Origin of the sequence: Streptomyces sp. NPDC020996, from assembly GCF_040641355.1 — a bacterium.
Classification (GTDB): Bacteria; Actinomycetota; Actinomycetes; order Streptomycetales; family Streptomycetaceae; genus Streptomyces.
The window spans coordinates 40,288-67,171 of sequence record NZ_JBFADM010000042.1; the positions used below are offsets into that span (position 1 = coordinate 40,288).

General features: G+C 72.2%; 25 protein-coding genes, 1 pseudogene and 1 riboswitch. Of the genes and pseudogenes, 13 read left to right on the plus strand and 13 right to left on the minus strand.

Annotated features, from left to right (window positions below; genetic code table 11):
* Positions 1-264, minus strand: a 264-nt coding sequence (locus AB0G63_RS25920; protein ID WP_360754584.1) for a PadR family transcriptional regulator, incomplete at its 3' end; no start/stop codon positions are given.
* Positions 265-619: 355 nt separating this feature from the next.
* Complete coding sequence (locus tag AB0G63_RS25925) at positions 620-1,057, minus strand: GNAT family N-acetyltransferase (protein ID WP_360754587.1); 438 nt, start codon at positions 1,055-1,057, stop codon at positions 620-622.
* Between the two features lie 86 nt (positions 1,058-1,143).
* On the opposite strand from AB0G63_RS25925, the gene AB0G63_RS25930 reads away from it, so the two are divergent.
* The 4 genes from AB0G63_RS25930 (at position 1,144) to AB0G63_RS25945 (ending at position 4,451) form a co-directional block, all read left to right on the plus strand.
* Positions 1,144-1,446, plus strand: coding sequence for a metalloregulator ArsR/SmtB family transcription factor (locus AB0G63_RS25930; RefSeq protein ID WP_360754589.1), 303 nt, complete (start codon positions 1,144-1,146; stop codon positions 1,444-1,446).
* Positions 1,443-1,835, plus strand: coding sequence for a VOC family protein (locus AB0G63_RS25935; protein ID WP_360754592.1), 393 nt, complete (start codon positions 1,443-1,445; stop codon positions 1,833-1,835). The genes AB0G63_RS25930 and AB0G63_RS25935 overlap by 4 nt, the downstream gene beginning before the upstream one ends.
* Positions 1,836-1,989: 154 nt before the next feature.
* The gene (gene argG / locus AB0G63_RS25940; RefSeq protein ID WP_360754595.1) at positions 1,990-3,435 is read left to right on the plus strand and encodes an argininosuccinate synthase; all 1,446 of its coding nucleotides are present in this window, start codon (positions 1,990-1,992) and stop codon (positions 3,433-3,435) included.
* 197 nt (positions 3,436-3,632) lie between these two features.
* Positions 3,633-4,451, plus strand: a complete 819-nt coding sequence (locus tag AB0G63_RS25945) for a PhzF family phenazine biosynthesis protein (protein ID WP_360754597.1) — start codon at positions 3,633-3,635, stop codon at positions 4,449-4,451.
* On the opposite strand, the gene AB0G63_RS25950 is transcribed toward AB0G63_RS25945, so the two are convergent.
* On the minus strand, positions 4,441-5,253 hold the full coding sequence (locus tag AB0G63_RS25950; RefSeq protein ID WP_360754600.1) for a type II CAAX endopeptidase family protein: 813 nt from the start codon (positions 5,251-5,253) through the stop codon (positions 4,441-4,443). The genes AB0G63_RS25945 and AB0G63_RS25950 overlap by 11 nt on opposite strands.
* A gap of 210 nt (positions 5,254-5,463) precedes the next feature.
* The gene (locus AB0G63_RS25955; protein WP_360754602.1) at positions 5,464-6,981 is read right to left on the minus strand and encodes a glutamate--cysteine ligase; all 1,518 of its coding nucleotides are present in this window, start codon (positions 6,979-6,981) and stop codon (positions 5,464-5,466) included.
* A gap of 549 nt (positions 6,982-7,530) precedes the next feature.
* On the opposite strand from AB0G63_RS25955, the gene AB0G63_RS25960 reads away from it, so the two are divergent.
* From AB0G63_RS25960 to AB0G63_RS25970, 3 genes and pseudogenes are all read left to right on the plus strand, one after another.
* The gene (locus tag AB0G63_RS25960; RefSeq protein WP_360754604.1) at positions 7,531-8,112 is read left to right on the plus strand and encodes a hypothetical protein; all 582 of its coding nucleotides are present in this window, start codon (positions 7,531-7,533) and stop codon (positions 8,110-8,112) included.
* A 396-nt stretch (positions 8,113-8,508) separates the two neighbouring features.
* A complete protein-coding gene (locus AB0G63_RS25965; protein ID WP_324784809.1) occupies positions 8,509-8,697 on the plus strand; it encodes a DUF5999 family protein in 189 nt (62 codons plus the stop codon).
* A gap of 144 nt (positions 8,698-8,841) precedes the next feature.
* Positions 8,842-9,947: pseudogene (locus tag AB0G63_RS25970) on the plus strand (substrate-binding domain-containing protein).
* A 174-nt stretch (positions 9,948-10,121) separates the two neighbouring features.
* Here the strand turns inward: AB0G63_RS25970 and AB0G63_RS25975 are convergent.
* The 5 genes from AB0G63_RS25975 to AB0G63_RS25995 all read right to left on the minus strand — a co-directional run bounded on the left by AB0G63_RS25975 (position 10,122) and on the right by AB0G63_RS25995 (position 16,054).
* A complete protein-coding gene (locus AB0G63_RS25975; RefSeq protein ID WP_360754607.1) occupies positions 10,122-11,171 on the minus strand; it encodes an endo-1,4-beta-xylanase in 1,050 nt (349 codons plus the stop codon).
* 56 nt (positions 11,172-11,227) lie between these two features.
* Positions 11,228-11,992, minus strand: a complete 765-nt coding sequence (locus tag AB0G63_RS25980) for a carbohydrate ABC transporter permease (protein WP_360754652.1) — start codon at positions 11,990-11,992, stop codon at positions 11,228-11,230.
* Positions 11,993-12,051: 59 nt separating this feature from the next.
* A complete protein-coding gene (locus AB0G63_RS25985) occupies positions 12,052-13,050 on the minus strand; it encodes a sugar ABC transporter permease (RefSeq protein WP_360754609.1) in 999 nt (332 codons plus the stop codon).
* A 6-nt stretch (positions 13,051-13,056) separates the two neighbouring features.
* Positions 13,057-14,352 carry an extracellular solute-binding protein gene (locus AB0G63_RS25990; RefSeq protein WP_360754655.1) on the minus strand — a complete coding sequence of 432 codons (1,296 nt, stop codon included), beginning with the start codon at positions 14,350-14,352 and terminating at the stop codon, positions 13,057-13,059.
* 235 nt (positions 14,353-14,587) lie between these two features.
* Positions 14,588-16,054, minus strand: a complete 1,467-nt coding sequence (locus AB0G63_RS25995; protein WP_360754657.1) for a glycoside hydrolase family 43 protein — start codon at positions 16,052-16,054, stop codon at positions 14,588-14,590.
* Between the two features lie 268 nt (positions 16,055-16,322).
* Here AB0G63_RS25995 and AB0G63_RS26000 point away from each other — a divergent pair, with 268 nt between their 5' ends.
* The 5 genes from AB0G63_RS26000 (at position 16,323) to AB0G63_RS26020 (ending at position 20,256) form a co-directional block, all read left to right on the plus strand.
* Complete coding sequence (locus AB0G63_RS26000) at positions 16,323-16,721, plus strand: helix-turn-helix transcriptional regulator (RefSeq protein ID WP_324787332.1); 399 nt, start codon at positions 16,323-16,325, stop codon at positions 16,719-16,721.
* A gap of 158 nt (positions 16,722-16,879) precedes the next feature.
* Positions 16,880-17,713 (plus strand): molybdate ABC transporter substrate-binding protein, encoded by an 834-nt coding sequence (gene modA / locus AB0G63_RS26005; RefSeq protein WP_360754612.1) that lies wholly within the window; start codon positions 16,880-16,882, stop codon positions 17,711-17,713.
* The gene (gene modB / locus AB0G63_RS26010; RefSeq protein ID WP_360754615.1) at positions 17,710-18,582 is read left to right on the plus strand and encodes a molybdate ABC transporter permease subunit; all 873 of its coding nucleotides are present in this window, start codon (positions 17,710-17,712) and stop codon (positions 18,580-18,582) included. The genes modA and modB overlap by 4 nt, the downstream gene beginning before the upstream one ends.
* Entirely contained in the window at positions 18,579-19,808 is a 1,230-nt protein-coding gene (locus tag AB0G63_RS26015; RefSeq protein ID WP_360754618.1) for an ATP-binding cassette domain-containing protein, read from the plus strand. Before modB ends, AB0G63_RS26015 begins: the two co-directional genes overlap by 4 nt.
* Before the next feature lie 28 nt (positions 19,809-19,836).
* The gene (locus AB0G63_RS26020; protein WP_360754620.1) at positions 19,837-20,256 is read left to right on the plus strand and encodes a TOBE domain-containing protein; all 420 of its coding nucleotides are present in this window, start codon (positions 19,837-19,839) and stop codon (positions 20,254-20,256) included.
* Positions 20,257-20,310: 54 nt separating this feature from the next.
* On the opposite strand, the gene gcvP is transcribed toward AB0G63_RS26020, so the two are convergent.
* Complete coding sequence (gene gcvP / locus AB0G63_RS26025; RefSeq protein ID WP_360754623.1) at positions 20,311-23,196, minus strand: aminomethyl-transferring glycine dehydrogenase; 2,886 nt, start codon at positions 23,194-23,196, stop codon at positions 20,311-20,313.
* 178 nt (positions 23,197-23,374) lie between these two features.
* Positions 23,375-23,470: riboswitch (glycine riboswitch) on the minus strand.
* Positions 23,471-23,578: 108 nt separating this feature from the next.
* Between gcvP and AB0G63_RS26030 the strand changes: the two genes are divergently transcribed.
* Complete coding sequence (locus AB0G63_RS26030) at positions 23,579-23,956, plus strand: PRC-barrel domain-containing protein (RefSeq protein WP_360754626.1); 378 nt, start codon at positions 23,579-23,581, stop codon at positions 23,954-23,956.
* Here the strand turns inward: AB0G63_RS26030 and AB0G63_RS26035 are convergent.
* The 3 genes from AB0G63_RS26035 to AB0G63_RS26045 all read right to left on the minus strand — a co-directional run bounded on the left by AB0G63_RS26035 (position 23,872) and on the right by AB0G63_RS26045 (position 26,807).
* Complete coding sequence (locus AB0G63_RS26035; RefSeq protein ID WP_360754629.1) at positions 23,872-25,332, minus strand: DNA polymerase IV; 1,461 nt, start codon at positions 25,330-25,332, stop codon at positions 23,872-23,874. The two genes, AB0G63_RS26030 and AB0G63_RS26035, sit on opposite strands and share 85 nt — an antisense overlap.
* 54 nt (positions 25,333-25,386) lie before the next feature.
* A complete protein-coding gene (locus AB0G63_RS26040) occupies positions 25,387-26,070 on the minus strand; it encodes a MerR family transcriptional regulator (RefSeq protein WP_360754631.1) in 684 nt (227 codons plus the stop codon).
* 263 nt (positions 26,071-26,333) lie between these two features.
* On the minus strand, positions 26,334-26,807 hold the full coding sequence (locus tag AB0G63_RS26045; RefSeq protein ID WP_004002801.1) for a bifunctional nuclease family protein: 474 nt from the start codon (positions 26,805-26,807) through the stop codon (positions 26,334-26,336).
* Positions 26,808-26,884 lie beyond the last annotated feature (77 nt).

The window sequence follows — 26,884 nt, forward strand, 5'->3', positions numbered from 1 at the left end:
CCCCACCCGGGCCGGCCGTATCGCGCCGCGCGCCCCCCTGTCGTTGCCGGGGTCGGCTCCCCCCCGGGGGGGTGCGGCCCCCCCGGGGGCCGCTTCGCGGCCGGCGCCGGTGAGCGAGAACAGCTTCTTGCCGCCCTCGCTCTCACTGACGATCAGCCCCTCGTCCTCCAGCAGCTGGAGGGTGGGGTACACCGAGCCGGGGCTGGGCTTCCACGCCCCGCCGCTGCGCTCGGCGATCTCCTGGATCATCTCGTAACCGTGCATCGGACGGTCCTTCAGCAGGGCCAGGATCGACGCGCGTACGTCGCCGCGCCGCGCCCTTCCGCGTGGTCCGCCGCGCCCCCTGGGGCCGGGGCCGAATCCCGGGCCGAAACCCGGACCGCCGAAACCGAATCCCGGCCCGGGGCCGCCACCCGGCCCGAAGGGGCCGAAGGCACCGCGCCGTCCCTCGAAACCGGCCCGTCCGCGGGGGCCGGGTCCACCGTGTCCACGCTCGAATCCGTGGCTGCGCATCGCACTCACTCCATTCCATCGTTGATCTGTCGCGATGACTCAACGATATATCGGAACTGTTCGTACGGCAAGACCCGTCACGATGCGAGTGACCGAGACCTCCGCGCTACCGATCGAGCGGGAGGCGGAAGACGGTCGACTGCCTGCTCCGGAACCCGACGCGCTCGTAGAGCCGGTTCGCCGCCGCACGATCCGGCCGGGAGGTGAGATCCACCGTCCGCGCGCCCGCCTCCCGGGCGATCCGCACGGCCTCCTCGGTGAGCAGACCGGCAACTCCACGGCCTCGCGCCGCACCGTCCACGACCACGTCTTCGATGCGGGCCCGCAGTCCGGAAGGCAGCGGCAGCAGCACCAGCGTCAGAGTCCCGACGATCGCCTCGGGAGTGCGGGCCACGAGCACGGTGTTGGCGTCGCAGCGCACCATCCGGTCGACCGCCTCCCGGTCGAGGGGCTTCGCCGTCGACGACAACTGCGGCAACAGCCGGCCGAAGGCGTCGACGATTTCCTGGCTCGCTTCGCTGACGACGTCCACACGGATGGGCATGCCGGGAGCCTATCCACCGCCGGCCCGGAACGCCGGGCGCGTGTCCGTGCTTGATAGGCAAGTGGCCGCTTGCCTATTCTCGGGTCGTGGCCGACGACCTGTTCAAAGCCCTGGCCGATCCCACCCGCCGCACCATCCTCGACGAGCTCACGGAGAAGTCCGGACAGACCCTGTTCGAGATCTGCTCCCGGCTGAGCATGAAGCACCGGCTCGGCATCTCACGCCAGGCGGTCTCCCAGCACCTCGCCGTACTGGAGGCCGCCGGGCTCGTCGAGACCAGGCGGGAGGGCCGCTGCAAGTTCCACGACCTGAACACGGCCCCACTGCGGCAGATCGCCGAGCGATGGCTCACGCCCGACACGTCCGGACCGGAGGAGAGCACCCCATGAGGATCCATCTGACCAGCGTCTTCGTCGACGACCAGGACAAGGCCGAGCAGTTCTACACCGAGATCCTCGGCTTCACGAAGAAGCACGACGTCCCGCTGGGCGACAAGCACCGGTGGCTGACCGTGGTCTCGCCCGACGAGCCCGACGGCACCGAACTCCTCCTCGAACCCGCCGAGCACCCGGCCGCCAGGACCTACCGGGACGCGCTCGTAGCGGACGGCATCCCGCTCGCCCAGTTCGCCGTCGAGGACGTGACGGCGGAGTACCGGCGCCTGCGCGGCCTCGGCGTCCGGTTCACCCAGGAGCCCGTGGAGACGGGCCCCGTCACCACCGCCGTCCTCGACGACACCTGCGGCAATCTGATCCAGATCGCGACCACCCCCCGGTAGGCGCTCGACCGCGCCGCGCACGCGGGTCGTCCGTACGGCGTCGCACGGTCGCCGCGCCGCTCCGTGCGGCGTCGTGCGGCGGCCGCGCGTCCTCGCACGGCATGTGCCGGCACAGGGCTTTGCATAGCCATGCGGATTCATGCATACTCTTCCCATGTCCAAGGTCCTCACCTCCCTCCCCGCCGGCGAGCGCGTCGGCATCGCCTTCTCCGGCGGTCTCGACACCTCGGTCGCCGTCGCGTGGATGCGCGACAAGGGCGCCGTCCCGTGCACCTACACCGCCGACATCGGCCAGTACGACGAGCCCGACATCGCCTCGGTGCCGGGCCGGGCCAAGACCTACGGCGCCGAGGTCGCGCGTCTGGTCGACTGCCGCGCCGCGCTCGTCGAGGAGGGCCTGGCCGCACTCGCCTGCGGTGCGTTCCACATCCGCTCGGGCGGGCGCGCCTACTTCAACACCACGCCGCTCGGCCGCGCCGTCACGGGCACCCTCCTGGTGCGCGCGATGCTCGAGGACGACGTGCAGATCTGGGGCGACGGGTCGACCTTCAAGGGCAACGACATCGAGCGGTTCTACCGCTACGGCCTGCTGGCCAACCCGCACCTGCGGATCTACAAGCCCTGGCTGGACGCGGACTTCGTGACCGAGCTCGGCGGCCGCAAGGAGATGTCCGAGTGGCTGATCGCCCACGGCCTGCCCTACCGGGACAGCACGGAGAAGGCGTACTCCACCGACGCCAACATCTGGGGCGCCACCCACGAGGCCAAGACGCTGGAGCACCTGGACACCAGCGTGGAGACCGTCGAGCCGATCATGGGCGTGCGGTTCTGGGACCCCGAGGTCGAGATCGCCACCGAGGACGTGACGATCGGCTTCGAACAGGGCCGCCCGGTGACGATCAACGGCAAGGAGTTCGCCTCCCCCGTCGACCTGGTGATGGAGGCCAACGCCATCGGCGGCCGGCACGGCCTGGGCATGTCGGACCAGATCGAGAACCGGATCATCGAGGCCAAGAGCCGCGGCATCTACGAGGCCCCCGGCATGGCGCTGCTGCACGCGGCCTACGAGCGTCTGGTCAACGCGATCCACAACGAGGACACCGTCGCCCAGTACCACACCGAGGGACGGCGTCTGGGCCGGCTGATGTACGAGGGCCGCTGGCTGGACCCGCAGGCGCTGATGGTGCGCGAGTCGCTGCAGCGCTGGGTCGGCGCGGCGATCACCGGTGAGGTCACGCTGCGGCTGCGGCGGGGTGAGGACTACTCGATCCTCGACACCTCCGGCCCGGCGTTCAGCTACCACCCGGACAAGCTGTCCATGGAGCGCACCGAGGACTCGGCGTTCGGCCCGGTCGACCGGATCGGCCAGCTCACCATGCGCAACCTCGACATCGCCGACTCCCGCGCCAAGCTGGAGCAGTACGCCGGGATCGGCCTGATCGGCACCGCGCACCCCGCCGTCGGCGCCGCCCAGGCGGCCGCGACCGGCCTGATCGGCAGCATGCCGGAGGGCGGTGCCGAGGCCATCGCCTCCCGCGGCGAGGTCTCGGAGGACGAGGAACTGCTGGACCGCGCCGCCATGGAGTCCGGCACGGACTGACCGTCCCGGACGGGGACCACTCCGCAGGTTCCGGCCCCGGCCCGGACGCCCGTACGGCGTCGGGGCCGGGGCCCGCGGCTGTCGCTCCGGGCCTCACCGCCTGCGGCCGTCCGCTCCAGGCGTCGTGCCCCGCCAAAGGGCCAGGAAGCCGGAATTGGATGTGTTCCGGGGGCCGGCGCGCACCCTAGCGTCATGGCATGCGGATACGAATCGTCGACGCCTTCACCGACCGTCCCTTCGCCGGAAATCCCGCCGGGGTCCTGCTCCTCGACGCCGACGCCTTCCCGGACGACGGCTGGATGCAGCAGGTGGCCCGGGAGGTGAACCACGCCGAGACGGCGTTCGCGCACCGGTTGCCCGGGGGCGGGGAGGCCGACTGGGCGCTGCGCTGGTTCACTCCCGCGGCCGAGGTCGCCCTGTGCGGCCACGCCACGCTCGCGACGGCCCACGTGCTGAGCTCCACCGGCGCCCACAAGGGCCCGGTGCGGTTCGCCACGCGCAGCGGCGTGCTCGTCACGACGCCCGGTGCGGACGGCTCGGTCGCACTGGACTTCCCCACGGCGCCGCTCACGCCCGTCGAGGTCCCCGACGGCGTCGCCGAAGCACTCGGCGCCGCACCGCGCGCCGCCTTCGACACCGGCCCGAACGTGGGCGACCTGCTGCTGGAACTCGCCGACGAGGGGACGGTCCGCGGCCTCGACCCGGACCACAGGACCCTGGCCGCCTGCTCCGAGCGCGGCATCATCGCCACCGCGCCGGCCGCCGACCCGGCCGCCGGGCACGACTTCGTCTCGCGCTGCTTCTTCCCGAACGTCGGCATCGACGAGGACCCCGTCACCGGCAGCGCCCACACGGCCCTCGCCCCGTTCTGGTCCGAGCGCCTCGGCCGGTCCGTCCTGACCGGCCTGCAGGCATCCCCCCGGCCCGGCCGCGTCCGCACCGAACTGCGCGGCGAACGCACCCTGCTGACCGGCCGCGCGGTCACGGTCATCGAGGGGACACTGCTCACGCCGTAGGCAGCCAGCCCACCTTTCCCGCCAGCAGCGCGTACCCGACGAACGCCCCGATGTCGAGCAGGGAGTGCGCCACCACCAGCGGCCCCACCCGGCCCCAGCGCCGGTACAGCAGGACGAAGACCACGCCCATCACCATGTTCCCGACGAAGCCGCCGATGCCCTGGTAGAGGTGGTAGGAGCCGCGCAGCACGGCACTGCCCATCAGCGCGGCTCCGGGCGTCCAGCCCAGCCGCCCGAGCCGGCGCAGCAGATAGCCGACGACGATGACCTCTTCCAGGACGGCGTTCTGCACCGCCGACAGGACCAGCACGGGGTACTTCCACCACACGTCGGGCAGCGCCTCCGGCACCACCGTGAGGTTGAAGCCCAGCCCGCGCGCGGCCAGGTAGAAGGCGATGCCGGTACTGCCGATCACCGCGGCGACCGCGGCGCCGCGCCCGAGGTCCGGCCAGGGCCGCGTACGGTCGAAGCCGAGCGTGCGCAGGCTCTGCCCCTCACGCATCAGGAAGTGCGCCACGAGCGCGACGGGCACCAGAGCGGTGGCGATCCCGAACAGCTGCCAGGCCAGGTCCAGCCAGGGGCGACCCGGCGCGGCCGAGGCGTTGAGCGTGGCCGCCTGGTCCTTCAGACCGCCTGGCCGGGTGACCGATCCGACAAAGCTGATCAGGGCGGAAACACCGCTCGCGCCCAGCGAGAGCCCCAGGACGAGCAGCGTCTCGTCACGGAAGATCCGCCGCGAGGGCCGCTCCTCGGGAGAGGAACCGGCCACCGCGCCCGCCTCTGCCTGCACACCTGCCTCCATTGACTGTTCACGCCTCGCCGTCACCACCGGCACCGCCGGGGAGAGCGCCACCGTCGTGGGACGTCACAGCATGCACGATCACCATGAGGCAGGCGTCCGCGACCCCCGCCGACGCCGCGCGTGATCGCCGTGCGTCGCGGACGCCGACGCGGAGGAGGCCGAGAGGACCGCCGCGAGAGGCAGCGCACCGGCCGGGAACGACCCGGCCGCTCAGCCCAGGGGCACGGGCTTGGGCAGGCCCACCGGCCAGGTGTGCACGGGCTCCCCCGCGTGCATCAGCTCGCAGTACCGCCGGGTGGTGGCCGCCAGCGCGGACTCCCGCGACAGCCCCGACTCCAGGGCCCGGTGGAAGGTGACCGCCTGCCACGAGGCGCCGTTGACCCGGCGGCGGCACCGCTCCTCGATCACGCCGAGGTACAGGTCGCGGTCGGCGGGTTCGACGCCCCACGCGGTCAGGCCCGCCTCGGCGAGCGGCAGCAGTTCGTCGCGCACCAGGGTCACCGCGTCGACCTGGGCGGTACCGGCGTACCGGCCGCGCCGCGGCCATTCCAGGCGGGCGTCGATGCCGTGCTTGCAGGCGGCGTCGAAGTTGGCGGCGGCCGCCTCGAAGGGCAGCCGGGTCCACACCGGACGCGGCTCCTCGGCGAGGGCGCGGACGACGCCGTAGTAGAAGGCCGCGTTGGCGATGACGTCCGTGATGGTGGGGCCCGCGGGCAGCACGCGGTTCTCCACGCGCAGGTGCGGGACGCCGTCGGCGATGCCGTAGACCGGGCGGTTCCAGCGGTAGATCGTGCCGTTGTGCAGGACGAGTTCCGCGAGCTTGGGGACGCCGCCCGCGTCGACGACCTCCAGCGGCTCCTCCTCGTCGCAGATCGGCAGCAGCGCCGGGAAGAACCGCAGGTTCTCCTCGAAGAGGTCGTGGGCGGAGCTGATCCAGCGCTCGCCGAACCAGGTGCGCGGCCGTACGCCCTGGGCCTGCAGCTCCGGCGGGCGGGTGTCGGTGGACTGCTGGAACAGCGGGGGCCTGGACTCGCGCCACAGCTCGCGGCCGAACAGGAAGGGGGAGTTGGCGCCGATGGCGACCTGGGCTGCGGCGACGGCCTGCGCCGCGTTCCACACGTCGGCGAAGCGGCCCGGGGTGACCTGGAGGTGCAACTGCACGGAGGTGCAGGCGGCCTCCGGGGCTATGGACTTCGACGTGCACCTGAGGTGTTCCACGCCGTCGATGTCGAGGGCGAAGTCCTCGCCGCGGGCTGCCACGATCTGGTCGTTGAGGAGGGTGTAGCGGTCCACCGCGGAGAGATTGGAGGAGACCAGGTCGTCCCGGTCGAGCGTCGGCAGAATACCGATCATCACGATTCCCGCGTCCACCTCCCCCGCCTTTCTGTCGGCATATGCCAGTGACGTACGGAGTTCTTCGGCGAGCCGGTCGAATACCCGCCCACCCAATCGGTGTGGGGCGATGTTGACTTCCAGGTTGAACATGGCGAGTTCTGTTTGGAAGTCCCGGCTCGCGATGCGCTCGAGTACTTGCGCATTCAGCATTTTGGGCATGCCGTCGGCGCCGACCAGATTCAATTCGATCTCGAGACCCATGAGGTTCTTCGGCCGATCGAAGCGCTCCTGAGCCAGCAGCCGCTCGAGCCCCGTCAGGCACCGCCGGAGCTTGTCCCGGTAGTGCTGCCGATCGGACAGGTCGAACCCGCCTGCCACGACCTTCTCCCCCATCGAAGCGTCCCTCCTCGAATGGGCGGGCCGAAGACCGGCCGCCGGCGTCCTGGTCACGTGGGATAATGCCCAGCCCAGCCGATCGATAACGTCCCCACGCGGGCTCGTGGCCCGCTACGCTGGAAGAAGTGACCCGCGGCACATTCGCCGGGCATGCGTCACAACGCAGTTGCGGACAGCTCACGAACTCGTGAAAAACGCCGACGAGAATTGGCCGACCACCTCCCGGACATTCTCCGAGGTCACCGCTTCGGAGTCGGTTGGGAATCGGGATGATTCCCGCGTAACGCCGACCGAATGCGCCCTTGCCGAGTACACCGCAAAGGGCTAGCCGAAACACTGCCTGAACATACCTCGTATAAACTCCGCGAACAGGCAGAGGGTTGGCGCCCGCGGTCATGGAACCCGCCGTCGAGGCGACGTACGGCAGGCCTCACCACACCCCTCGTTACCAGACCCCGGCCCCCGCCTCCCTGGCCTCGTGAGCAGACAGCGCCGTCCGCCCCCGCCCTCGCGTCACCGTGCCTGCCGAATGAGAGGCGACCCACCATGCCGCTGCATGTCCCCCCGGCTCCCACGCCCGCACTGCGCTCCGTCCTCGCCGCGCTCGGTTCCCCCTCCGCCGTCCGTGAGGCCCGCACCCCGTCCCTGCTGCGTCACCAGGGACCCGTCACCCCCGAGCTCCCGCTCCCCGTCCACGTGCTGGAGGCGATCACCGCCACGGGCGCCACCACCCGGCTCGCCGGATGGCGGTTCCTGATCCGCTCCGGCGACCGCTCGGTGGCCGCCGCCGAGACCACGCTCACCGCCGACGGCTGGGCCTTCTCGCACTTCTTCGAGGGCCCCTACATCCCCTCCACCGAACAGGCGCTGCGGCAGGCCGAGACACTGACCCAGCCCTACCAGCCCCGCCTGCTGTCCGTGCCCGGCCTGTACATGCTCACCCTGTGGCTGCACGGCGACTGCGCCGCGGACGCCGCCGCCGGCAACCCCGCCGACACGGACATCCTGGTCCCGCTGGCGCCCGCTCCTCCCGGCATCGCGGCGCACCAGCCGCACCGGGTCGCCGATCTGCTGCCGACGCTGACCCGCCGGGTGACCCCGGCGCCGCTGCTGCGCCAGACCGCCTGAGCCCACCCGGCCCGACCACCCGCGTGCCCCCGCTCCCCGACTCCGGGGGCGGGGGCACGCCGCCACCTCACTCGCCGCCCGCACCCGTTCCGCTCGTTCGAGCCACGGGGTGCTCGCACGCGCCCGCAGCCGGCTCCGACCGGTCGGGACTAGCCCCATCCGGCCATGTGAAACCACCCGAAGGGACAGTGCGGTCACACTGAACCGCCCGCGGGGAACGGTGCGTCCTGAACCTGTGAGAAGCGGTGCTGCGAAATACCTGCGGATCGACGCCCGTGGGGCAACACTGGGTTCCGACCGACTTGTCAACGGGGGGCGGCCATGGACGAGGCTTCACGGCGCGACACGGACACACCATCCATCTCGAACACCACGACAGAGCGAAAGATCCCGCCAATGTGCCAGCACCAGCCACCGTGCCCCTCAGCAGACTCCGCCGACCGGGAATCCGCCCGACTCGTGGCGCACCACCCGGAGCAGGGATGGAGCCTGCTGTGCAACGGCGTCCTGCTCTTCGAGGACACCGGTGAGCTCCTGCCGGACGGTCAGATCATCGCCCCGCACCGCGTGATGACGGCCGCCTGATTCACGAACGGGCGGCACGCCGACCGCCCGCGGCTCCCCGGGGCCGGCTCGCGGACGCCCGCCGCGAACCGGCCCTGACGCGCGCCCGGCGGCGTTCACCGTCCGCTCCCGGACGCATCGAGACGGGCAGCGGCGGAGGTGGGGATGGCAGCGCACGAGTCCGGCGCCGGGCAACGGACCGAGGCCCGCGGCAAGGTCACCATCACGGAGACCGCCCGGCAGGCCGGGGTGTCGGTGCCGACCGTCTCCCGGGTGGTCCACGGCCGCTCCGACGTCTCGCCCAGGACCCGGGCGCTCGTCGAGGACCTGCTGCTGCGCCACGGCTACCGCAGGCGCGCCGCTCCGGCCACCCGCGCCGCCCTGCTCGACCTGGTCTTCGACGACCTCGACAGCCCGTGGGCGGTGGAGGTCATCAGGGGCGTGGAGGAGGCCGCGCACGCGGCCGGGGTCGGCACCGTGGTCTCGGCGATCCACGGACGCTCCGGCGACGCCCGCGAGTGGATGCGCAACCTGCGGGCCCGCGCCTCCGACGGCGTCATCCTCGTCACCTCGGCCCTGGAGCCGGTCCTGCACGAGGAACTGCGCGCCCTCGGCGTCCCCTTGGCGGTCGTCGACCCGGCGGGCTCCCCCGGCCTCGACGTCCCCGCCATCGGCGCCGCCAACTGGGCGGGCGGCCTGGCGGCCACCGAGCACCTGCTGGCCCTCGGCCACCGCAGGATCGGGCTGATCGCCGGCCCGCCCCGGCTGCTTTGCTCCCGCGCCCGGTTCGACGGCTACCGCGCCGCCCTGAAGAGCGCCGGCATCACGGTGGACGAGACCCTCGTCGTCCGCGGCGACTTCCACCCCGAGTCCGGCCGCCACCCGGAAGGCCCGCTCCGCCGCCCCCGCCGCCGAAACGCGGCGGGGCCGCCGGGCACCGGTGCACCGCCCTCCTGGACCTGCCCGAGCCGCCTACCGCCGTCTTCGCGGCCGGCGACCGGATGGCGCTCGGCGCGATCGAGGCCCTGCGCCGACGGGGTTTGCGGGTGCCGGAGGACATGAGTCTGGTCGGCTTCGACGACCTTCCGGAGGTCCGCTGGTCGGCCCCGCCGCTGACCACTGTGCGCCAGCCCCTGGCCGACATGGGCGGGCTCGCCGTGCGCACGGTGCTGCGCCTGGCCCGCGCGGAGGGGCCGGAGTCACCGCGGGTGGAGCTGGGCACGGAACTGATCGTCCGCTCCAGCACGGCCCCCGCGCCGCCCGCAGCCTGAGCCGCACACCGCCACACCCGCAAACCGGCGCACTCGCCAACCGCCGATGCCCGCCCACGTCAACACAGCCGCCCACCCCCGCCACGCCGACCCGCCCGGCCCCGGCGGCGCGCCGGGATGCCTCGCCGCCACCCTGCAGCGGCGAGGCACCTCCCCCGGCGCGGGTCCGTGCCGTCACCCTTCGCCGAGCGCCTGCCGGATCGCGGCGTACGCCGGCTTGGGCCGGAACTCCTCGTCCCACGGCAGCGCGGCGCCCTCTCCGGGGAAGAACGCCGGGATCCACGAGTACTTGTCGGTCCAGTCCCACACCGTGATGCCCACGCACCGGCGCACCGCGAGGCAGGCCGCGGTCAGGTCCCGGTACCAGTCGGCCTGCTCGGCGAGCTTCTCCGCGTCCGCCGGCAGCAGCATACGGACGTCGACCTCGGTGAGCGCGGTGTCGAGGCCGAGCCGGGAGAAGCGGCGCAGGTTGTCCTCCAGGGTGGCCGGATAGCCGTACTGGAGGGCGAGGTGGGCCTGCAGTCCGATGCCGTGCAGCGGGACGCCCTGCGCCCGGAGATCCTGGGCCAGCCGGTAGTAGGCGTCGGACTTCGGGCCGACGGCCTCGATGTTGTAGTCGTTGAGATAGAGCTTGGCGTGCGGGTCGGCCTGGTGGGCCCAGCGCAGCGCGTCGGCGATGTAGCCGGGGCCGAGGGTCTTGTACCAGATGGTCTCGCGGTAGGTGCCGTCCTCGTTGAACGCCTCGTTCACGACGTCCCACGAGTAGACCTTGCCCCGGTAGTGCCGCACCTCCGTGAGGATGTGCCGCTTCAGGACCGCCCGCAGTTCGTCGGCCGTCCACTCGCGGTCGGTCAGCCAGCTCGGCAGCTGGTTGTGCCAGACCAGGGTGTGGGCCCGTAACCGCTGGTGGTTGCGGCGGGCGAGGTCCACGATCTCGTCGCCGGCGGACCAGTCGAAGACGCCCGGTTCGGGTTCGGTGGCGTACCACTTCATGCCGTTGCCGGGCGTGATCATGTCGAACTCGTTGCCGAGGACCGCCGTGTAGGCGGTGTCGGTGAGTTCGGGGTTGTCGGTGGCGCTGCCGAAGTAGCGTCCGTGCCGCTCGGCCAGGCCGGCGAGGGTGGACGGCCTGTCGTGTGCCTGGGCGGGCGCCGCGGTGCCGGCGCCCGCGGCGGCCAGGACGGCGGCCACGGCAGCGACGAGTCTCAGGCGGTGCTTGCGCATGGTGCGACTCCTCACGGTCGGATGGTGTGGGTGAGCCGTACGTCCGCGGGCGCTCGTCATCCCTTCGTGGCGCCGGCGGTGAGGCCGCCGACGAGCTGACGCTCGGCGACCGAGTAGAAGGCGAGGGCCGGGACCATCGCCAGCACGAGGTAGGCGAAGACCCGGGCGTACTCCGCGGAGTACTCGCCCTGGAACTGCTGGACGCCGATGGGCAGCGTCCACCACTTGTTCTCGGTGAACACCAGCAGCGGCAAGAAGAAGTTGTTCCAGCTGGTGACGACCGCGAGCACGGAGACCGTGCCGAGCGCGGGCCGCGCCATCGGCAGCAGCACCCGCCAGAAGAACCCGAAGGGGGTGCAGCCGTCGAGGGTGGCCGCCTCCTCCAGCTCGCCGGGGATCTCCCGGAAGAACGCCCGCAGGATGATGATCGTCATCGGCAGCCCGAACGCGGCCTGCGGCAGGATCACGCCCAGCGGGTTGTCGAGCAGGTCCAGCGAGCGCAGCAGCAGGAACAGCGGCAGCGCGGCCACCGCGAAGGGGAACATCAGCCCCATCGTGAAGACGGTGAACAGCACCTCCCGCCCCCGGAAGGCGAACCGGGCGAAGGAGAAGGCGGCGAGCGCGGACACCGCGACCACGAGCACGGTCGTGCCCACCGCGATGAGCGTGCTGTTGCCGACCAGCCGCCAGAAGTCGCCGGAGCGGAGGATGCCGGTGTAGTTGCCGGTCAGCCAGTGTTCGGGCAGCCCGAAGGGGTTGCGGGAGAGCTCGTCGGTGGACTTGAAGCCGGAGAGGGCGGCGTACACCAGGGGTACGGCCATCACCGCGCCGACCGCGACGAGGATCAGGTGCAGGGGCAGGGTGCGTGCGGTCTTGCGGCTCACTTGCCGGCTCCCCTCATCGTCGTGGTGGCCCCTTCGAGGTCGCGGCGGAGCACGAACCGCTGGTAGGCGAGGGCGAAGGCGAGGCAGATGCCGAACATGACCACGCTGACCGCGCTGGCGTAGCCGACCTGGTAGCGCTTGAAGCCGTACTGGAACATGGTCACGGCCATCGTCTCGGAGTGGTGGTCGGGCCCGCCCTGGGTGATCACCCAGACCAGGTCGAAGAGCTGGATCGCCCCGATCACGGAGAGGAAGACGCTGATGCGCAGGGTGGGCGCGAGCAGCGGCAGGGTGACGTTGCGGAAGCGCTGCCAGGGCCCGGCGCCGTCGATCAGCGCCGCCTCGGTCAACTCGGCCGGGATGGACTGGAGTCCGGCCAGGTAGAGCATCATGTGGAAGCCGAAGTACTTCCACGTCATGACCAGGAACAGGGTGGCCATGACGTAGGAGGGGTCGGCGAACCACTCCCCGCCAAGACCGTCCAGTCCGACGGCGCCGAGGACGTGGTCGGCGAGCCCGTCGCCCGGCGCGAAGACCATGCTGAACAGCACGCCGGTGATGGCTTCGGACAGCACGTACGGGGCGAAGAACAGCATCCGGTAGACGGCCCGGCCGCGCAGCCGCTGGTTGAGCAGCACCGCCATGGCGAGCGCGAACGGCAGCTGGATCGCGAGCGACAGCACGACCAGGACCAGGCAGCGCCACAGGTCGCCCAGGAAGACGGGGTCGTCGAACAGCCGGGTGAAGTTGTCGCCGCCGATGTAGTCGGAGGGCATGCCGAAGCCGCCCCACCGGAAGAAGGCGGCGTAGAGGGCGAAGAGCATCGGCAGCAGCACCAGCGTGACGAACAGCACCAGCGCGGGCAGTTGGAAGCCGACCGCGGTGAACCAGTTCAGTGCCCGCCGCCGGGCCCGCCCCCGGGCCGCGGCTCCGGCCGGGGGCGGGACGACGACACCGGGCCCCGTCCGCTTGTCCGGAAGGAAAGTGGAGGTCATCGCCGGCTACTGCTCTTCCTTCGCGGTCTTGGTGATCGCCTGGGTGACCTGCGCGGGCGACTTGGACCCGGCGATGAGCGCGGCGACGCTGTCGTTGATCTCCTGGCCGACGGCGGGCGCGTAGGCCTGGTCGAGGTAGAGCTGGAAGCCGGTGGCGGCCTTCAACTGGGCATGTACGGACTTGGTGTTGGGGTCGGAGAGCCCCTTCTCGGCTCCGGGGACGACCGGCAGGGTGTTGGTCTTCTTGACCAGTTCGAGGTCCGTGGTCTCGGAGGCGAAGAACTTCAGGAAGTCGACGGCCGCCTGCGGGGCGCCCTTGCGCAGGGCGTGCCCGCCGCCTCCGCCGAACACCTCGGTGATGGCGCCCTTTCCGCCCTCGACGGCCGGGAACGGGAAGAAGCCGAGGTCCGCGCCGAGGCCCTTGCCCGCGTCCGCCTCCACGACGGGGGCCCACTGGCCCATGAGCTCCATGGCGGCCTTGCCGTTGCCCACGGTGGCGGCCTGTCCGGTGGGCGTGGAGTAGGCGGCGCCGAGGAACCCCTTCTGGAACGGCTGGAGCGCGACGAGGTCCTTCAGGTGCTGTCCGGCCTGGACGAACCCGGCGCCGGTGAAGTCCTTGTCGCCTGCGGCCTTGCTCAGGGCGTCGAGGCCGGCGGTGCGCATCGCCAGGTACGCCCAGTAGTACATGCCCGGCCACTTCTCCTTGCCGGCGAGCGCGATGGGGGTGATCTTCTTCGACTTGAGCTTGCTCACGGCTTCGAGGAACCCGCCCCAGGTGGTGGGGGGTTCGCTGATGCCGGCCTTCTCGAACAGCGCCTTGTTGTACCAGAAGCCGATCATGCCTATGTCGAACGGGATGCCGTACACCTTGTCGTCGAGCAGATACGGCTGCTTCGCGACCGGCAGCAGCCCGTCGGCCCACGGCTTGGTCCGGTCCGTGAGGTCCTCGACGAGCCCGGCGTCGACCTGCTGCTGCAGCACGCCGCCGCCCCAGGTGTGGAAGATGTCCGGCAGCTTCCCGGAGGCGGTCAGCGCCGTCATCTTCGACTTGTAGGCGTCATTCTCCAGCTGCACGATCTTCAGCTTGACCTTGGGGTTCTGCGCCTCGAACTTCTTGGCGAGGCCGGCCCAGACGCTTTTCGTCGGCTGGGTGGTGGAGATGTTCCACCACTCGATGGTGGTCGTTCCCGACGACGACCCTCCGTCCGAGTCTCCGCCGCAACCACTCAGTGCCGTCATGCCGAGACCGGCCGCGGCGGAGGCCGCGAGGAAGCCGCGGCGGGACAGTGCCCGGTCGCCCATCATGCGCTCCTTGGGTACGGGACGGCGCATCCACGGCCGTCCACTGGATCGAAAGTTTCGGAGTTGATCCAGAAAGATGCGTTGTTGCCGCACCCTAGAGACAGCCCCTGAACGGTGGCAACCCCTTGTGCACGGTGAATCTGCGGCCGACGCGCGCGGAAGGCGGGGCCGTTGAGGCACTTCCGGGCGGGGCCGACAGTTTCCGAAGGCTTCCGGAAACGCCCGGCCGTGCGGTTCAGCCGCCGGCGAGGGGGACGTAGTCGAACCAGTCGAACGCCACGCTGCCCTCCGTGGCGTACATGCCGATCACGCGGCCGGTGAAGCCGCCTGCCACCTGGGTGGAGAGGTAGCGGCCGTCCAGCTCGGCGAGGGGTTCGCCGCCCTCGGCCGAGAGGACGACCGTGTCGGGTCCCGCGCCGTGCCCGGAGAGCGTGGCGCGGAACTCCAGGCCCAGGGTGACCGGGCCCGGCGGCACCGGACGGCGCGCGAGTTCCTGCCGGACCGGCCCGATGCGGGCGACGACGCTCACCTGCCCCCCGGCGACCTCGAGGTCGTAGTGGTGCGCCTCGTCCATACGCACCGAGAGCCCGCCGCGGCCCGTCCCCGGGTCCATCCGTGCCGCGACGCGGCAGTCGGGATGCTGCTGCCGGCGGCCGGCGAAGGTGTGGCCCGGCCGGTCGAGGGTGCCGCCCGTGGCTTTCAGGGTCAGCCACGACGGCCGCCCGCCGAGGGAGCAGGCCCCCTCCGGCCGGCTGCGCGGCGAGATCCAGTACGGCGCCAGGTCCGCCGCGTCGAAGTCGTCGCGCACCGGTTCGGGCGGGAAGGGGTGCCAGGCCGCCGGAGCCGGGTGCCGTTCCCGCACCGGGCCGGCCTGCGGCCAGCCGTCGGCCCACTCCACGGGAACCAGGAACGTCTCCCGGCCGAGCACGTGGAAGGACGGGAAGTACCCGCGCGGACGCGTGCCCAGCAGCACCATCCACCAGCTGCCGTCGGGCGCCCGGACCAGATCGGCGTGGCCCGTGCACTGGACCGGCAGATCGGTGCTGCGGTGCGACAGGACCGGGTTGCCCGGCGCCGGCTCGTAGGGGCCGCGCGGGGAGCGGGCACGGGCGACGGAGACGCTGTGCCCGTGCGCGGTGCCGCCCTCGGCGAGCATCAGGTACCACCAGTCGCCGATGCGGTACAGGTGCGGCGCCTCCGGATGCTGCATCCCCGTGCCGGACCACACCTTCACCGGCCCCTCCAGCACCCTCCCGGTCCCGGGGTCGATGCGCGCCAGGCCCACTCCGGCGACGGCGCACCAGCACGCGCCGTCGTCGTCCCAGGCGAGGTCCGGATCGATCCCGGGCACGTCGATCCACACCGGGTCGGACCAGGGACCTTCGGGCCGTTCTGCGGTGACCAGGAAGGTGCCGCCGTTGCCGACGTTGGTCGTGATCATGTAGAAGCGGCCGTCGTGGTGGCGGAGGGTCGGGGCGTAGATCCCGGCGGACGGCGGGGTCCCGTCCGGCAGGGCGAGCTGCCTCGGCCGGTCGAGGACGTTGCCGATCTGCCGCCAGTGGACGAGGTCGCGGCTGTGGAACAGCGGGACGCCGGGGAAGTACTCGAAGCTGGAGCACACCAGGTAGTAGTCCGCCCCGACCCGGCACACGCTCGGGTCGGGGTGGAAGCCGCCGATGACGGGATTGCCGAAGGTCCGCATGCGCGTCACACCCTCCACGAGGCCGAAAGTTTCGGCATCATTGGCGAACTTTACGGAGGGAACTGTAGGAGCTCGGACCGACCGGCGATACCCGACGGACCGCAGCCGGCCACGCGCGAGCCGGCCACCCGGACCCGCGCCCGCATGCGGCCCTCGCCCACGCCCGTGTGCGGCCGGCATCCACGCCCGCACACGGCCCTCACCCAGCCCACGTGCGGCCGGCATCCACGCACACACGCGGCCCGCGAACCGCCCTATGGTGATCCGCATGCAGTCCTACACGATCGGCCAGGCAGCACGACTGCTCGGCGTGAGCCCGGACACCGCGCGCCGCTGGGCGGACGCCGGCCGGGTGGCGACCCACCGCGACGACAGCGGACGACGGCTCATCGACGGGCGGGACCTGGCCGCGTTCTCGGTCGAACTCGCCGGATCCGGCAGCGGCGGCGAGGAGGAGACGCCGTACACCTCGGTCCGCAACGCCTTCCCCGGCATCGTCACCGCGATCAAACTCGGCGACGTGGCCGCCCAGGTGGAGATCCAGGCCGGCCCGCACCGGCTGGTCTCCCTGCTCACCCGCGAGGCGGTCGAGGAACTGGGGCTGGAGGTCGGCATGGAGGCCACTGCCCGAGTGAAGTCGACAAACGTCCACGTCGACCGCGCGTGAAGCTCATCCGCGTGACCGCACATGCACCCCTATATATGTCCACGCCGCCGCTCATGCGATGCCGGTGAGGACTTACGTCTCGCAAATGCGTCAGTATGATCGGCACAGGGAAGGGGGCCGACGGTCCTCTCCATGACCGGGCAGAAGGAGTGGCCACTGTGACGATCCGCTGCGCGCGCCGGACCCGCCGGACCCACCACACCCTGTGGCCGGCCGGCGCGGGAGCCGCTGCCCTGCTGCTCCTGAGCGCCTGCTCCTCCTCGGGCTCGGACTCCTCCGGGGCCTCCGGGTCCGCGGCGTCCTCGTCGCCGAAGCTGTCCGGCACGGTCACCGTCTTCGCCGCGGCCTCGCTTCAGGAGAGCTTCACCGCCTTGGGCAAGGAGTTCGAGAAGGAGCACCCCGGCACCGAGGTGACCTTCAGCTTCGGCGGCAGCGACACCCTCGCCGCGAACATCACCGGCGGCGCCCCGGCCGACGTCTTCGCCGCCGCCAGTCCGAAGACGATGGCGATCGTGACGGACCGCAAGGACGCGGTCGGCACGCCCACGGTCTTCGTGCGCAACCGGCTGGAGATCGCCACCCTGCCGGGCAATCCCGACAAGATCTCCTCCCTGAAGGACCTCACGAAGTCCGGCCTCAAGGTCGTGCTGTGCGACAGGACGGTGCCCTGCGGAGCCGCGGCCCAGAAGGCGCTGGCTGCCGCGAGTCTCGAGCTGACGCCGGTCTCCTACGAGCAGGACGTCAAGGCCGCACTGACGAAGGTCGAGCTGAAGGAGGCCGACGCCGCCGTCGTGTACCGGACGGACGTGAAGGCCGCCGGTGACAAGGTGGAGGGCGTGGAGTTCCCCGAGTCCGCCGACGCCGTCAACGACTATCCGGTCGCCCTGCTCAAGAACGCCCCCAACGCCCGGGCGGCCAAGGCGTTCATCGAGCTGGTCGAGTCCGCCGAGGGCCAGAAGGTGCTGACCCGGGCCGGGTTCCTCGAGCCGTGACAGCGCCCGACGGCTCCGCGGCCGGGCTCCTCAAGGGCGGGCCGCGGCGCGACGGCGCCCGCGTCAGCCGCCGGACCGGGCGGGCGAGCGGGCGCGGGGTTCCGCTGCCCCTCCTGCTGCCCGCCCTCGTGGGCCTGGCGTTCCTGCTGCTGCCGCTGGTCGCCCTGCTCGTGCGGGCGCCGTGGAGCACCCTGCCGGACCAGCTGACCAGCGCCGCGGTGTGGCAGGCCCTGCGGCTGTCGCTGCTGTGCGCGACGGCGGCGACCGCGGTGAGCCTGGTGATCGGCGTGCCGCTGGCCTGGCTGCTGGCCCGCACCGATTTCCCCGGACGCGGCCTGGTCCGCGCGCTGGTGACCCTGCCGCTCGTCCTGCCGCCCGTGGTGGGCGGTGTCGCGCTGCTGCTCGCGCTCGGCCGCAACGGGGTGGTCGGCCGGTGGCTGGACGCCTGGTTCGGCGTCACCCTGCCCTTCACGACCGCCGGGGTGGTGCTCGCCGAGACGTTCGTGGCGATGCCGTTCCTCGTCATCAGCGTGGAGGGCACCCTGCGCGCCGCCGACCCGCGCTACGAGGAGGCGGCCACCACCTTGGGCGCGTCCCGCTTCACCGCCTTCCGCCGGGTGACGCTGCCGCTGGTCGCCCCGGGCATCGCCGCGGGAGCCGTACTGGCCTGGGCACGGGCCCTGGGCGAGTTCGGCGCGACGATCACCTTCGCGGGCAACTTCCCCGGCCGCACCCAGACCATGCCGCTCGCGGTCTACCTCGCCCTGCAGAACGACCCCGCCGCCGCGATCGCCCTCAGCCTGGTGCTGCTGACGGTGTCGATCGCGGTCCTGGCGGGCCTGAGGGACCGCTGGATGACGACCTCATGACCAACCCGCCCTCCCCGGCCCCCGGCACCCCCGAGCCCCCCGCGGACGCCCCCGGCGCCCCTGTGCGCCGGCCCCTCGCCGAAGCACCCCGCCAAGCCCCCGCCGGCACCCCCCGCACGGCCCGGAACCGGCCCCCCGCCGAAGCACCCGGCAAGGCCGAGCACCCGCCCCCGCCCGGCCGCCCGGGCGCGGGCCTCGACGCCCGTCTCGTCGTGGACCGCGCGGCCTTCCGCCTCGACATCACCCTCACCGCCGCCCCCGGCGACGTGGTCGCACTCCTCGGCCCCAACGGCGCCGGCAAGACCACCGCCCTGCGCGCCCTGGCCGGTCTCGTCCCGCTCACCGACGGCCACCTGCGCCTCGACGGCGCCGAGCTGGACCGTACGCCGCCCGAGGCCCGCCCGGTCGGCGTGGTCTTCCAGGACTACCTGCTCTTCCCGCACCTGACCGCCCTCGACAACGTGGCTTTCGGCCCCCGCTGCCAGGGCGCGACGAAGGCGGAGGCCCGCGCCCTGGCCGCCGAGCTGCTGGACCGCATGGGCCTCGCCGGCCACGCCGGCGCCAAGCCGCGCGGGCTGTCCGGCGGCCAGGCCCAGCGTGTCGCCCTCGCCCGCGCCCTGGCCGTCCGGCCCCGGCTGCTCCTGCTGGACGAGCCGCTGGCCGCGCTCGACGCCCGCACCCGCCTGGAGGTCCGCGCCCGGCTCCGCCGCCACCTGGCCGACTTCGAGGCCGTCGCCGTCCTGGTCACGCACGACCCGCTGGACGCCATGGTGCTGGCCGACCGCCTGGTGGTCGTCGAGCACGGCCGTGTCGTACAGGAGGGCGCCCCGTCCGACATCGCCCGTCGCCCCCGCACGGACTACATCGCCCAGCTGGTCGGGCTGAACCTCTACCGGGGGCAGGCCGACGGCCACACCGTCCGCCTGGACGCCGGACCGTCCCTCACCACGACCGAGGTCCTGTCCGGCCCGGCCTTCGTGGCGTTCCCGCCCGGCGCCGTCACCCTGCACCGGACCCGCCCCACCGGCTCCAGCGCCCGCAACCTCTGGCACTGCGAGGTGGCCGGCCTGGAGACCCACGGCGACCAGATCCGGGTGGACCTCACCGGCGAGCTCCCGCTGGCCGCCGACCTCACCACGGTCGCCGCGGCCGAACTCGGCCTGCACCCCGGCGCGCCGGTCTGGGCGACGGTCAAGGCGACGCAGACGCACGCCTACCCGGCCTGACGCACCCCGCCCACTACGGTGGACGACCATGACCCTGAGCATCCGCAACCAGTTCCCCGGCACCGTCACCGACGTCACCCGCGGCAAGGTGATGGCCACCGTCAAGGTCCGCCTCGCCGGGGGACAGGACCTCACCGCGGCGATCACCCTGGACGCCGTGGAGGAACTCGGACTCGAGGCGGGCTCCGCCGTCCACGCGCTGGTGAAGTCCACGGAGGTCGCCCTCGCCACCGGCCCGGTCGAGGGTCTGTCCATCCGCAACCGGCTCCCCGGCACGGTCACCGGCATCACCGCCGGCCGCGCGATGGCCGCCGTGGAGGTCGCCGTCGAGGGCGGCGAGCTGACCTCCGCGATCACCGAGGACGCCGCACAGGACCTGGCGCTGGCGACCGGCACCCCCGTGGTGGCCCTGATCAAGTCGACCGAGGTCGCGCTGGCGACGGCGTGACGCGCGAGGGCCCCGCCGAAGCGGGGCCCTCGCACCGTGCGTCCGTCGCCGCGGTCAGTCCTCGTAGGCGTCCGGCGGCGGGCACGAGCACACCAGGTTCCGGTCGCCGAAGGCCTGGTCGATGCGGCGCACCGGCGGCCAGTACTTGTCGGCCGCGGAGCCGCCGGCCGGGAAGACGGCCTCCTCGCGGGTGTAGGCGTGCTCCCACTCGCCGGTCAGCGCTGCCGCGGTGTGCGGCGCGTTGCGCAGCGGGTTGTCGTCGGCGGGCCACTCGCCGGAGCCGACCTTCTCGATCTCCGCGCGGATCGCGATCATCGCGTCGCAGAACCGGTCGAGCTCGGTCAGGTCCTCGGACTCGGTCGGCTCGATCATCAGCGTCCCGGCCACCGGGAACGACATGGTCGGCGCGTGGAAGCCGTAGTCGATCAGCCGCTTGGCGACGTCGTCCACGCTCACGCCGGTCGCCTTGGTCAGCGGCCGCAGGTCGATGATGCACTCGTGCGCGACCAGGCCGCCGGGGCCGGTGTACAGCACCGGGTAGTGCGGCTCCAGTCGCTTGGCGACGTAGTTGGCGCTCAGCACCGCCACCTGCGTGGCCCGCTTCAGCCCCTCAGCGCCCATCAGGCGGACGTACGTCCAGGAGATGGGCAGGATGCCCGCCGACCCCCAGGGAGCCGCCGAGACGGGGCCCACGCCGGTCTCGGGACCGGCCTCCGGCTGCAGCGGGTGGTTCGGCAGGTACGGCGCCAGGTGCGCGCGCACCCCGACCGGGCCGACGCCGGGGCCGCCGCCGCCGTGCGGGATGCAGAACGTCTTGTGCAGGTTCAGGTGGGAGACGTCACCGCCGAAGTGGCCCGGCTTGGCGAGGCCGACCAGGGCGTTGAGGTTGGCGCCGTCCACGTACACCTGCCCGCCCGCCTCGTGCACCTGGGCGCAGATGTCGGCGACGTGCTCCTCGAACACGCCGTGCGTCGACGGGTAGGTGATCATCAGCACCGCCAGTTCGTCGCGGTACTGCTCGATCTTCGCCCGCAGGTCCGCGACGTCGATCTCGCCGTCCTCGGCGGTCTTCACGACGACGACCTTCATGCCGGCCATCGCGGCGCTGGCGGCGTTGGTGCCGTGCGCGGAGGACGGGATCAGGCAGACCGTGCGCTGCTCGTCGCCGTTGGCTCGGTGGTAGCCGCGCACGGCGAGCAGACCGGCCAGCTCGCCCTGCGAGCCGGCGTTGGGCTGGAGGGACACCTTGTCGTAGCCGGTGACCTCGGCGAGACGTTCCTCCAGCTCGTGGATGAGGGTGAGGTAGCCCTGCGCCTGCTCCACGGGCACGAAGGGGTGCAGCTGCCCGAACTCGGGCCAGGTGATCGGCTCCATCTCCGTGGTCGCGTTGAGCTTCATCGTGCAGGAGCCCAGCGGGATCATGCCGCGGTCGAGCGCGTAGTCACGGTCGGCCAGGCGGCGCAGGTAGCGCAGCATGGCGGTCTCGGAGCGGTACTGGTGGAAGACGGGGTGGTTGAGGTAGCCGTCGGTGCGCAGCAGCGCCTCCGGCAGCGCGTCCCCGGCCGCCGCGTCCAGCGCCTCGACGTCGCCCTCGACGCCGAAAGCCGCCCATACGGCGTCCAGCCGCGCCCGCGTGGTCGTCTCGTCGCAGGCGACCAGGACGTGGTCGGCGTCGACGAGGTGCAGGTTGACCCCGCCGCGCCGCGCGGCGGCGACGACCTCGCCGGCCTTCGCCGGGACGCGGACGGTCAGGGTGTCGAAGTAGGCGCCGTGCACGACCTCGACCCCGCCGGCCCGGAGGCCCTCGGCGAGGATCGCGGCGTACCGGTGGGTGCGCCGGGCGATGCCCTTCAGCCCCTCGGGGCCGTGGTAGACGGCGTACATGCCGGCCATCACGGCGAGCAGCACCTGGGCGGTGCAGATGTTGCTGGTGGCCTTCTCCCGGCGGATGTGCTGCTCACGGGTCTGCAGCGCGAGCCGGTAGGCCTTGTGCCCGTCGGCGTCGACGGAGACGCCCACCAGACGCCCGGGCAGGCTGCGCGCGAACTTCTCGTGCACCGCCATGTAGCCGGCGTGCGGACCGCCGAAGCCCATGGGCACGCCGAACCGCTGGGTCGTGCCGACCGCGATGTCCGCGCCGAGCTCGCCGGGCGACTTCAGCAGCGTCAGCGCGAGCAGGTCCGCGGCCACGGTGACCAGGGCGCCCAGCTCGTGCGCCTGGTCGATGACCGGCTTGATGTCGCGTACGGCACCGGAGGCGCCGGGGTACTGGATGAGCACGCCGTTGATCTCGCGCGCGGCGACCTCGGCCGGGATGCCGTCGCTGAGGTCGGCCACGACGACCTCGACGCCCGTCGGCTCGGCGCGGGTCTCGATCACGGCGATGGTCTGCGGCAGCGCGTCGGCGTCGACGAGGAAGAGACCCTTCTTGTTCTTCCCCATGCGCCGGGACAGCGCCACGGCCTCGGCGGCCGCCGTGCCCTCGTCGAGCAGCGAGGCGCCGGAGGTCGGCAGGCCGGTGAGGTCGGCGACCATCGTCTGGAAGTTCAGCAGGGCCTCGAGGCGGCCCTGGGAGATCTCCGGCTGGTAGGGCGTGTAGGCGGTGTACCAGGCCGGGTTCTCCAGCACGTTGCGCAGGATGACGGGCGGGGTGAACGTGCCGTAGTACCCGAGCCCGATCATGGAGCCGAGCACCTGGTTGCGCTCGGCGAGCGACCGCAGCTCGGCGAGCACCTCCGCCTCGGTGCGCGCGCCCGGCAGGTCGAGCGCGCCGGCGTTCTTGATCACATCCGGCACCGCGGCGGCGGTGAGCTCGTCCAGCGAGCCGTACCCGACCTGGGCGAGCATCTTCGCCCGCGCTTCCTGATCGGGCCCGATGTGGCGCTGTTCGAAGGGGATGCCCTGCTCGAGCTCGGAGAGCGGAATGCGGTGGGCGGTCATTGCGGAGGCCTCCTGGTCTTGCGCGACCTTCGAGGGGCACCACGGCGCGGGTACCCGGACGGCCTCCCCCTCTGTCATCTCAACCTGAGAGCTTCACCGGGCCGCCCGAGGGCTTGCGGCTTGCACCGTCGGTGAGAGCGGAGGCCGTAGCGACACCCGCTCTGCTTTCCAGAGTGACCTCGTCCGTGCGGTACGTGAGCCTGAGAGATTCCGGGGAGGATTTGCTCCTTCGGCGCCTCCGGTGATGTCCGGAGGACTCTCCCGCACGGGGTCAGCAGCCGTTGCCAGGGTACCAGCGGGCACGACACCCCGGCCTTCGAGTGGCCGCCCGCCGCGTTGTGCTCTTTCGTAGTGATGACGAATGCGACCAGGAGGAGGGCCCGTGCAGACCGACATCGATCCGCGCAACCTGATCGGCCGCAAGGCGTTCGACCGCAACGGCACCAAGATCGGCACCGTCGACGAGGTCTACCTCGACGACGCGACCGGCATGCCGGAGTGGGCCGCCATACGCACCGGACTGTTCTCCCGGGACGCCTTCGTCCCACTGGAACCCAGCGAACTGGTGGAAGGCGCCCTGCACGTCCCCTTCGACCGCTCCCTGATCAAGGACGCCCCCGACTTCGGCGTCGGCCGCCACCTCTCCCCCGAGCAGGAACTGCAGCTCTACCACCACTACGGCCTGGACGTCGCCCCGCCGTCCGCCTTCGACGACGCCGACCACGACTTCGGCAGGCTGGCGGGCTCGGACGAGGCATAGGCCGACTTTCCGGCTCCCTGTTCCTGCGACCTCTCCGGTATCAGCGGCACCAGCGGCAGCGGATCGGCCGGCTCCAGGTCGGGGTCGTCGACCCGGAACGTCCGCACCCGCCCGGGCTGCGAGCCGGGCGTCTCGAACCGCACGGTCACCCGTCCGAGCCCGCTCCCCTGCACCCACCCGTGCCCGAACTCGGCATGCCGTACGTCGTGCCCCGCGGGCCACCGCCGCTCCGCCGGAGCCGTCTGCCGCTCCGCCGGCAGTTCCTCGGGCTCCTCCGTCTGCCCGCTCTCCCGTTCCCGCTCCCCGGCCGCCTGCGCGAACAGGTCCTCCTGCGTGTAGTCGGCCAGCCCGCTCACCCCCACCCCCAGCAGCCGCACGCCTCCCGTGGTGTCCACCGACTCCAGCAACCGCGCGGCGGCCTCCCGCACGACCGCCGGATCGTCGGTCGGCCCCCGCAGCGTCTCCGAACGGGTCAGCGTGGAGAAGTCGTAGCGCCGGACCTTCAGCACGATGGTCCGCCCGGACAGCCCGGCCGCGCGGAGCCGCCGTACGCAGCGGTCGGCCAGCCGCCCCACTTCCGTGCCCACCCGGATCCGGTCGTGGATGTCGACGTCGTAGGTGTCCTCGACCGACACCGACTTCGCCTCCCGCTCGGCCACCACGGGCCGGTCGTCGCGCGCCAGCGCCATGGCGTACAGGGCGTGTCCGTGGGCCTTGCCCAGCAGCCGCACCAGCTCGTCCTCCCCCGCCTCGGCGATGTCGCCGACCGTGGTGATGCCGGCCCGCCGCAGGTGGTCCCCGGTCGCCGGTCCCACGCCCGGCAGGATCCGCACCGGCATCGGCTCGAGCAGGGCCCGCTCGGTGCCCGGCTCGATCACCACCAGCCCGTCGGGCTTGGCCTCCTCGGAGGCGATCTTCGCGAGCATCTTGCAGGCGGCGAGCCCCACGGACCCGGTGAGCCCGGTCAGGCCCCGTATGTCGGCGCGCAGCCTCTCCCCCACCAGCCGCGCCGACGTCTCGTCCCAGGCGGCGTCCCCGGCCTCCAGGTCCACGAACGCCTCGTCCAGGCTCAGCGGCTCCACCAGCGGCGACAGCGCGTGCAGCAGCCCCATCACCTGCTCGCTGATCGACCGGTAGAGGCCGAAGCGGGGCACGAGGTACGCCGCGTTCGGCGCCAGCCGCCGGGCCTGCGCCATCGGCATGGCGGACCGGACCCCGAAGGCCCGTGCCTCGTACGACGCGGTGGCGACCACCCCGCGCGGCCCGAGCCCGCCCACGACGACGGCCTTCCCGCGCAGACTCGGCTTGGCTGCCTGCTCCGCCGAGGCGTAGAAGGCATCCATGTCGAGATGCAGGATCGTGGGCGCGGTTCTCACATGTCCGATGCTGCCCTACGCCACTGACAACGTCGCGGGCGCGAGGGGCCGGCCTCAGACCGCCCGGTTGCGCCGCCGTGCCAGCTCGTCCGCGGGGTTGTGCCCGACGAGGGTCTCGCCGGTGTCGACGCGCTCCCCGTGCAGCTGCGACAACGCGTTCTCCACGTCCCGCCACACCACGCCCACGGCGATCCCGAAGACGCCCTGCCCCCCTTGGAGCAACGCGTGGACCTCGTCGGGAGAGGTGCACTCGTAGACCGTGGCGCCGTCGCTCATCAGCGTCATGCGTTCCAGGTCACGGAAGCCGCGCTCGCGCAGGTGCTGCACGGCGGTGCGGATGTTCTGCAGCGACACCCCGGTGTCCAGGAACCGCTTGACGATCTTCAGGACGACGACGTCACGGAAGCTGTACAACCGCTGTGTCCCCGAGCCGTGGGCGGGGCGCACGCTGGGCTCGACGAGGCCGGTACGGGCCCAGTAGTCCAGTTGCCGGTAAGTGATGCCGGCGGCCGCGCAGGCCGTCGGACCGCGGTAGCCGATCTCCTCGGACGCCATGGACGTCGCCCCTCCGCTGCTCGGCACGGCCGCCGGTCGCTGCGGAACGTGGTCGGCCGCGCTGCCGTGATGGGGGTATTCCCCGCTCGCACGGAGCCGAGAGCTCGGGGAAGGGTACGGACCGCTCGCCCCGGGACCGTGTCCAGGGGCACCCCCAGCCGTACCGTCGCCGCTGCTTCTCACGCCGACCTCCGTCCTTGACCTGCCTTCTCGACGGTAGGCAGCCACCAGGGGTGCGTCAACGACCGCCACACTCGGCACGCCGAGTGATAATCACCCCACGAGTGGTTTCCCGCAGCCAACCGCGGGGAAAGGCTAGCCGAATGCACTCCGGGCAGGCCGCAGGACGCCCGCACCGACCGCCGGTCATCGCCCGCGGCCGCCCCGTGACCGGCCGGGCACCGGCCCGCGTGGCGCACCGGGGCGCCCGCCGGGCCGGCCACGCCTCACTGGCTGCTGGTGCCGAAGTCCTCCGGCGAGATCTGGTCGAGGAACTCGCGGAACTTCTCCACCTCGTCCTCCTGCTCGTCGGGGATCGCGATGCCGGCGTCGTCGAGCACCCCGTCGCTGCCGTAGATCGGCGTTCCGGTGCGCAGGGCCAGCGCTATGGCATCGGACGGGCGGGCGCTCACCTCTACCCCGCTGGCGAAGACCAGCTCCGCGTAGAAGACGCCCTCACGCAGGTCCGTGATGCGCACTTCGGTGAGCTCCTGGCCGACGGCCTCCAGCACGTCCTTGAACAGGTCGTGGGTCAGCGGTCGTGCGGGGGCCATGCCCTGCTGGGCGAAGGCGATCGCCGTCGCCTCCCCCGGCCCGATCCAGATGGGGAGGTAGCGGTCGCCTCCCACTTCACGCAGGAGCACGATCGGTTGGTTGGAGGGCATCTCGACCCGGACACCTACGACATCGAGCTCGTTCACACAGCAACCCTAGGCCGTGCCCGGGACGTTTGGGTAGTCGGGCAGGGAACGGGTGGCCGATCCGGCCGGGTGCGGCG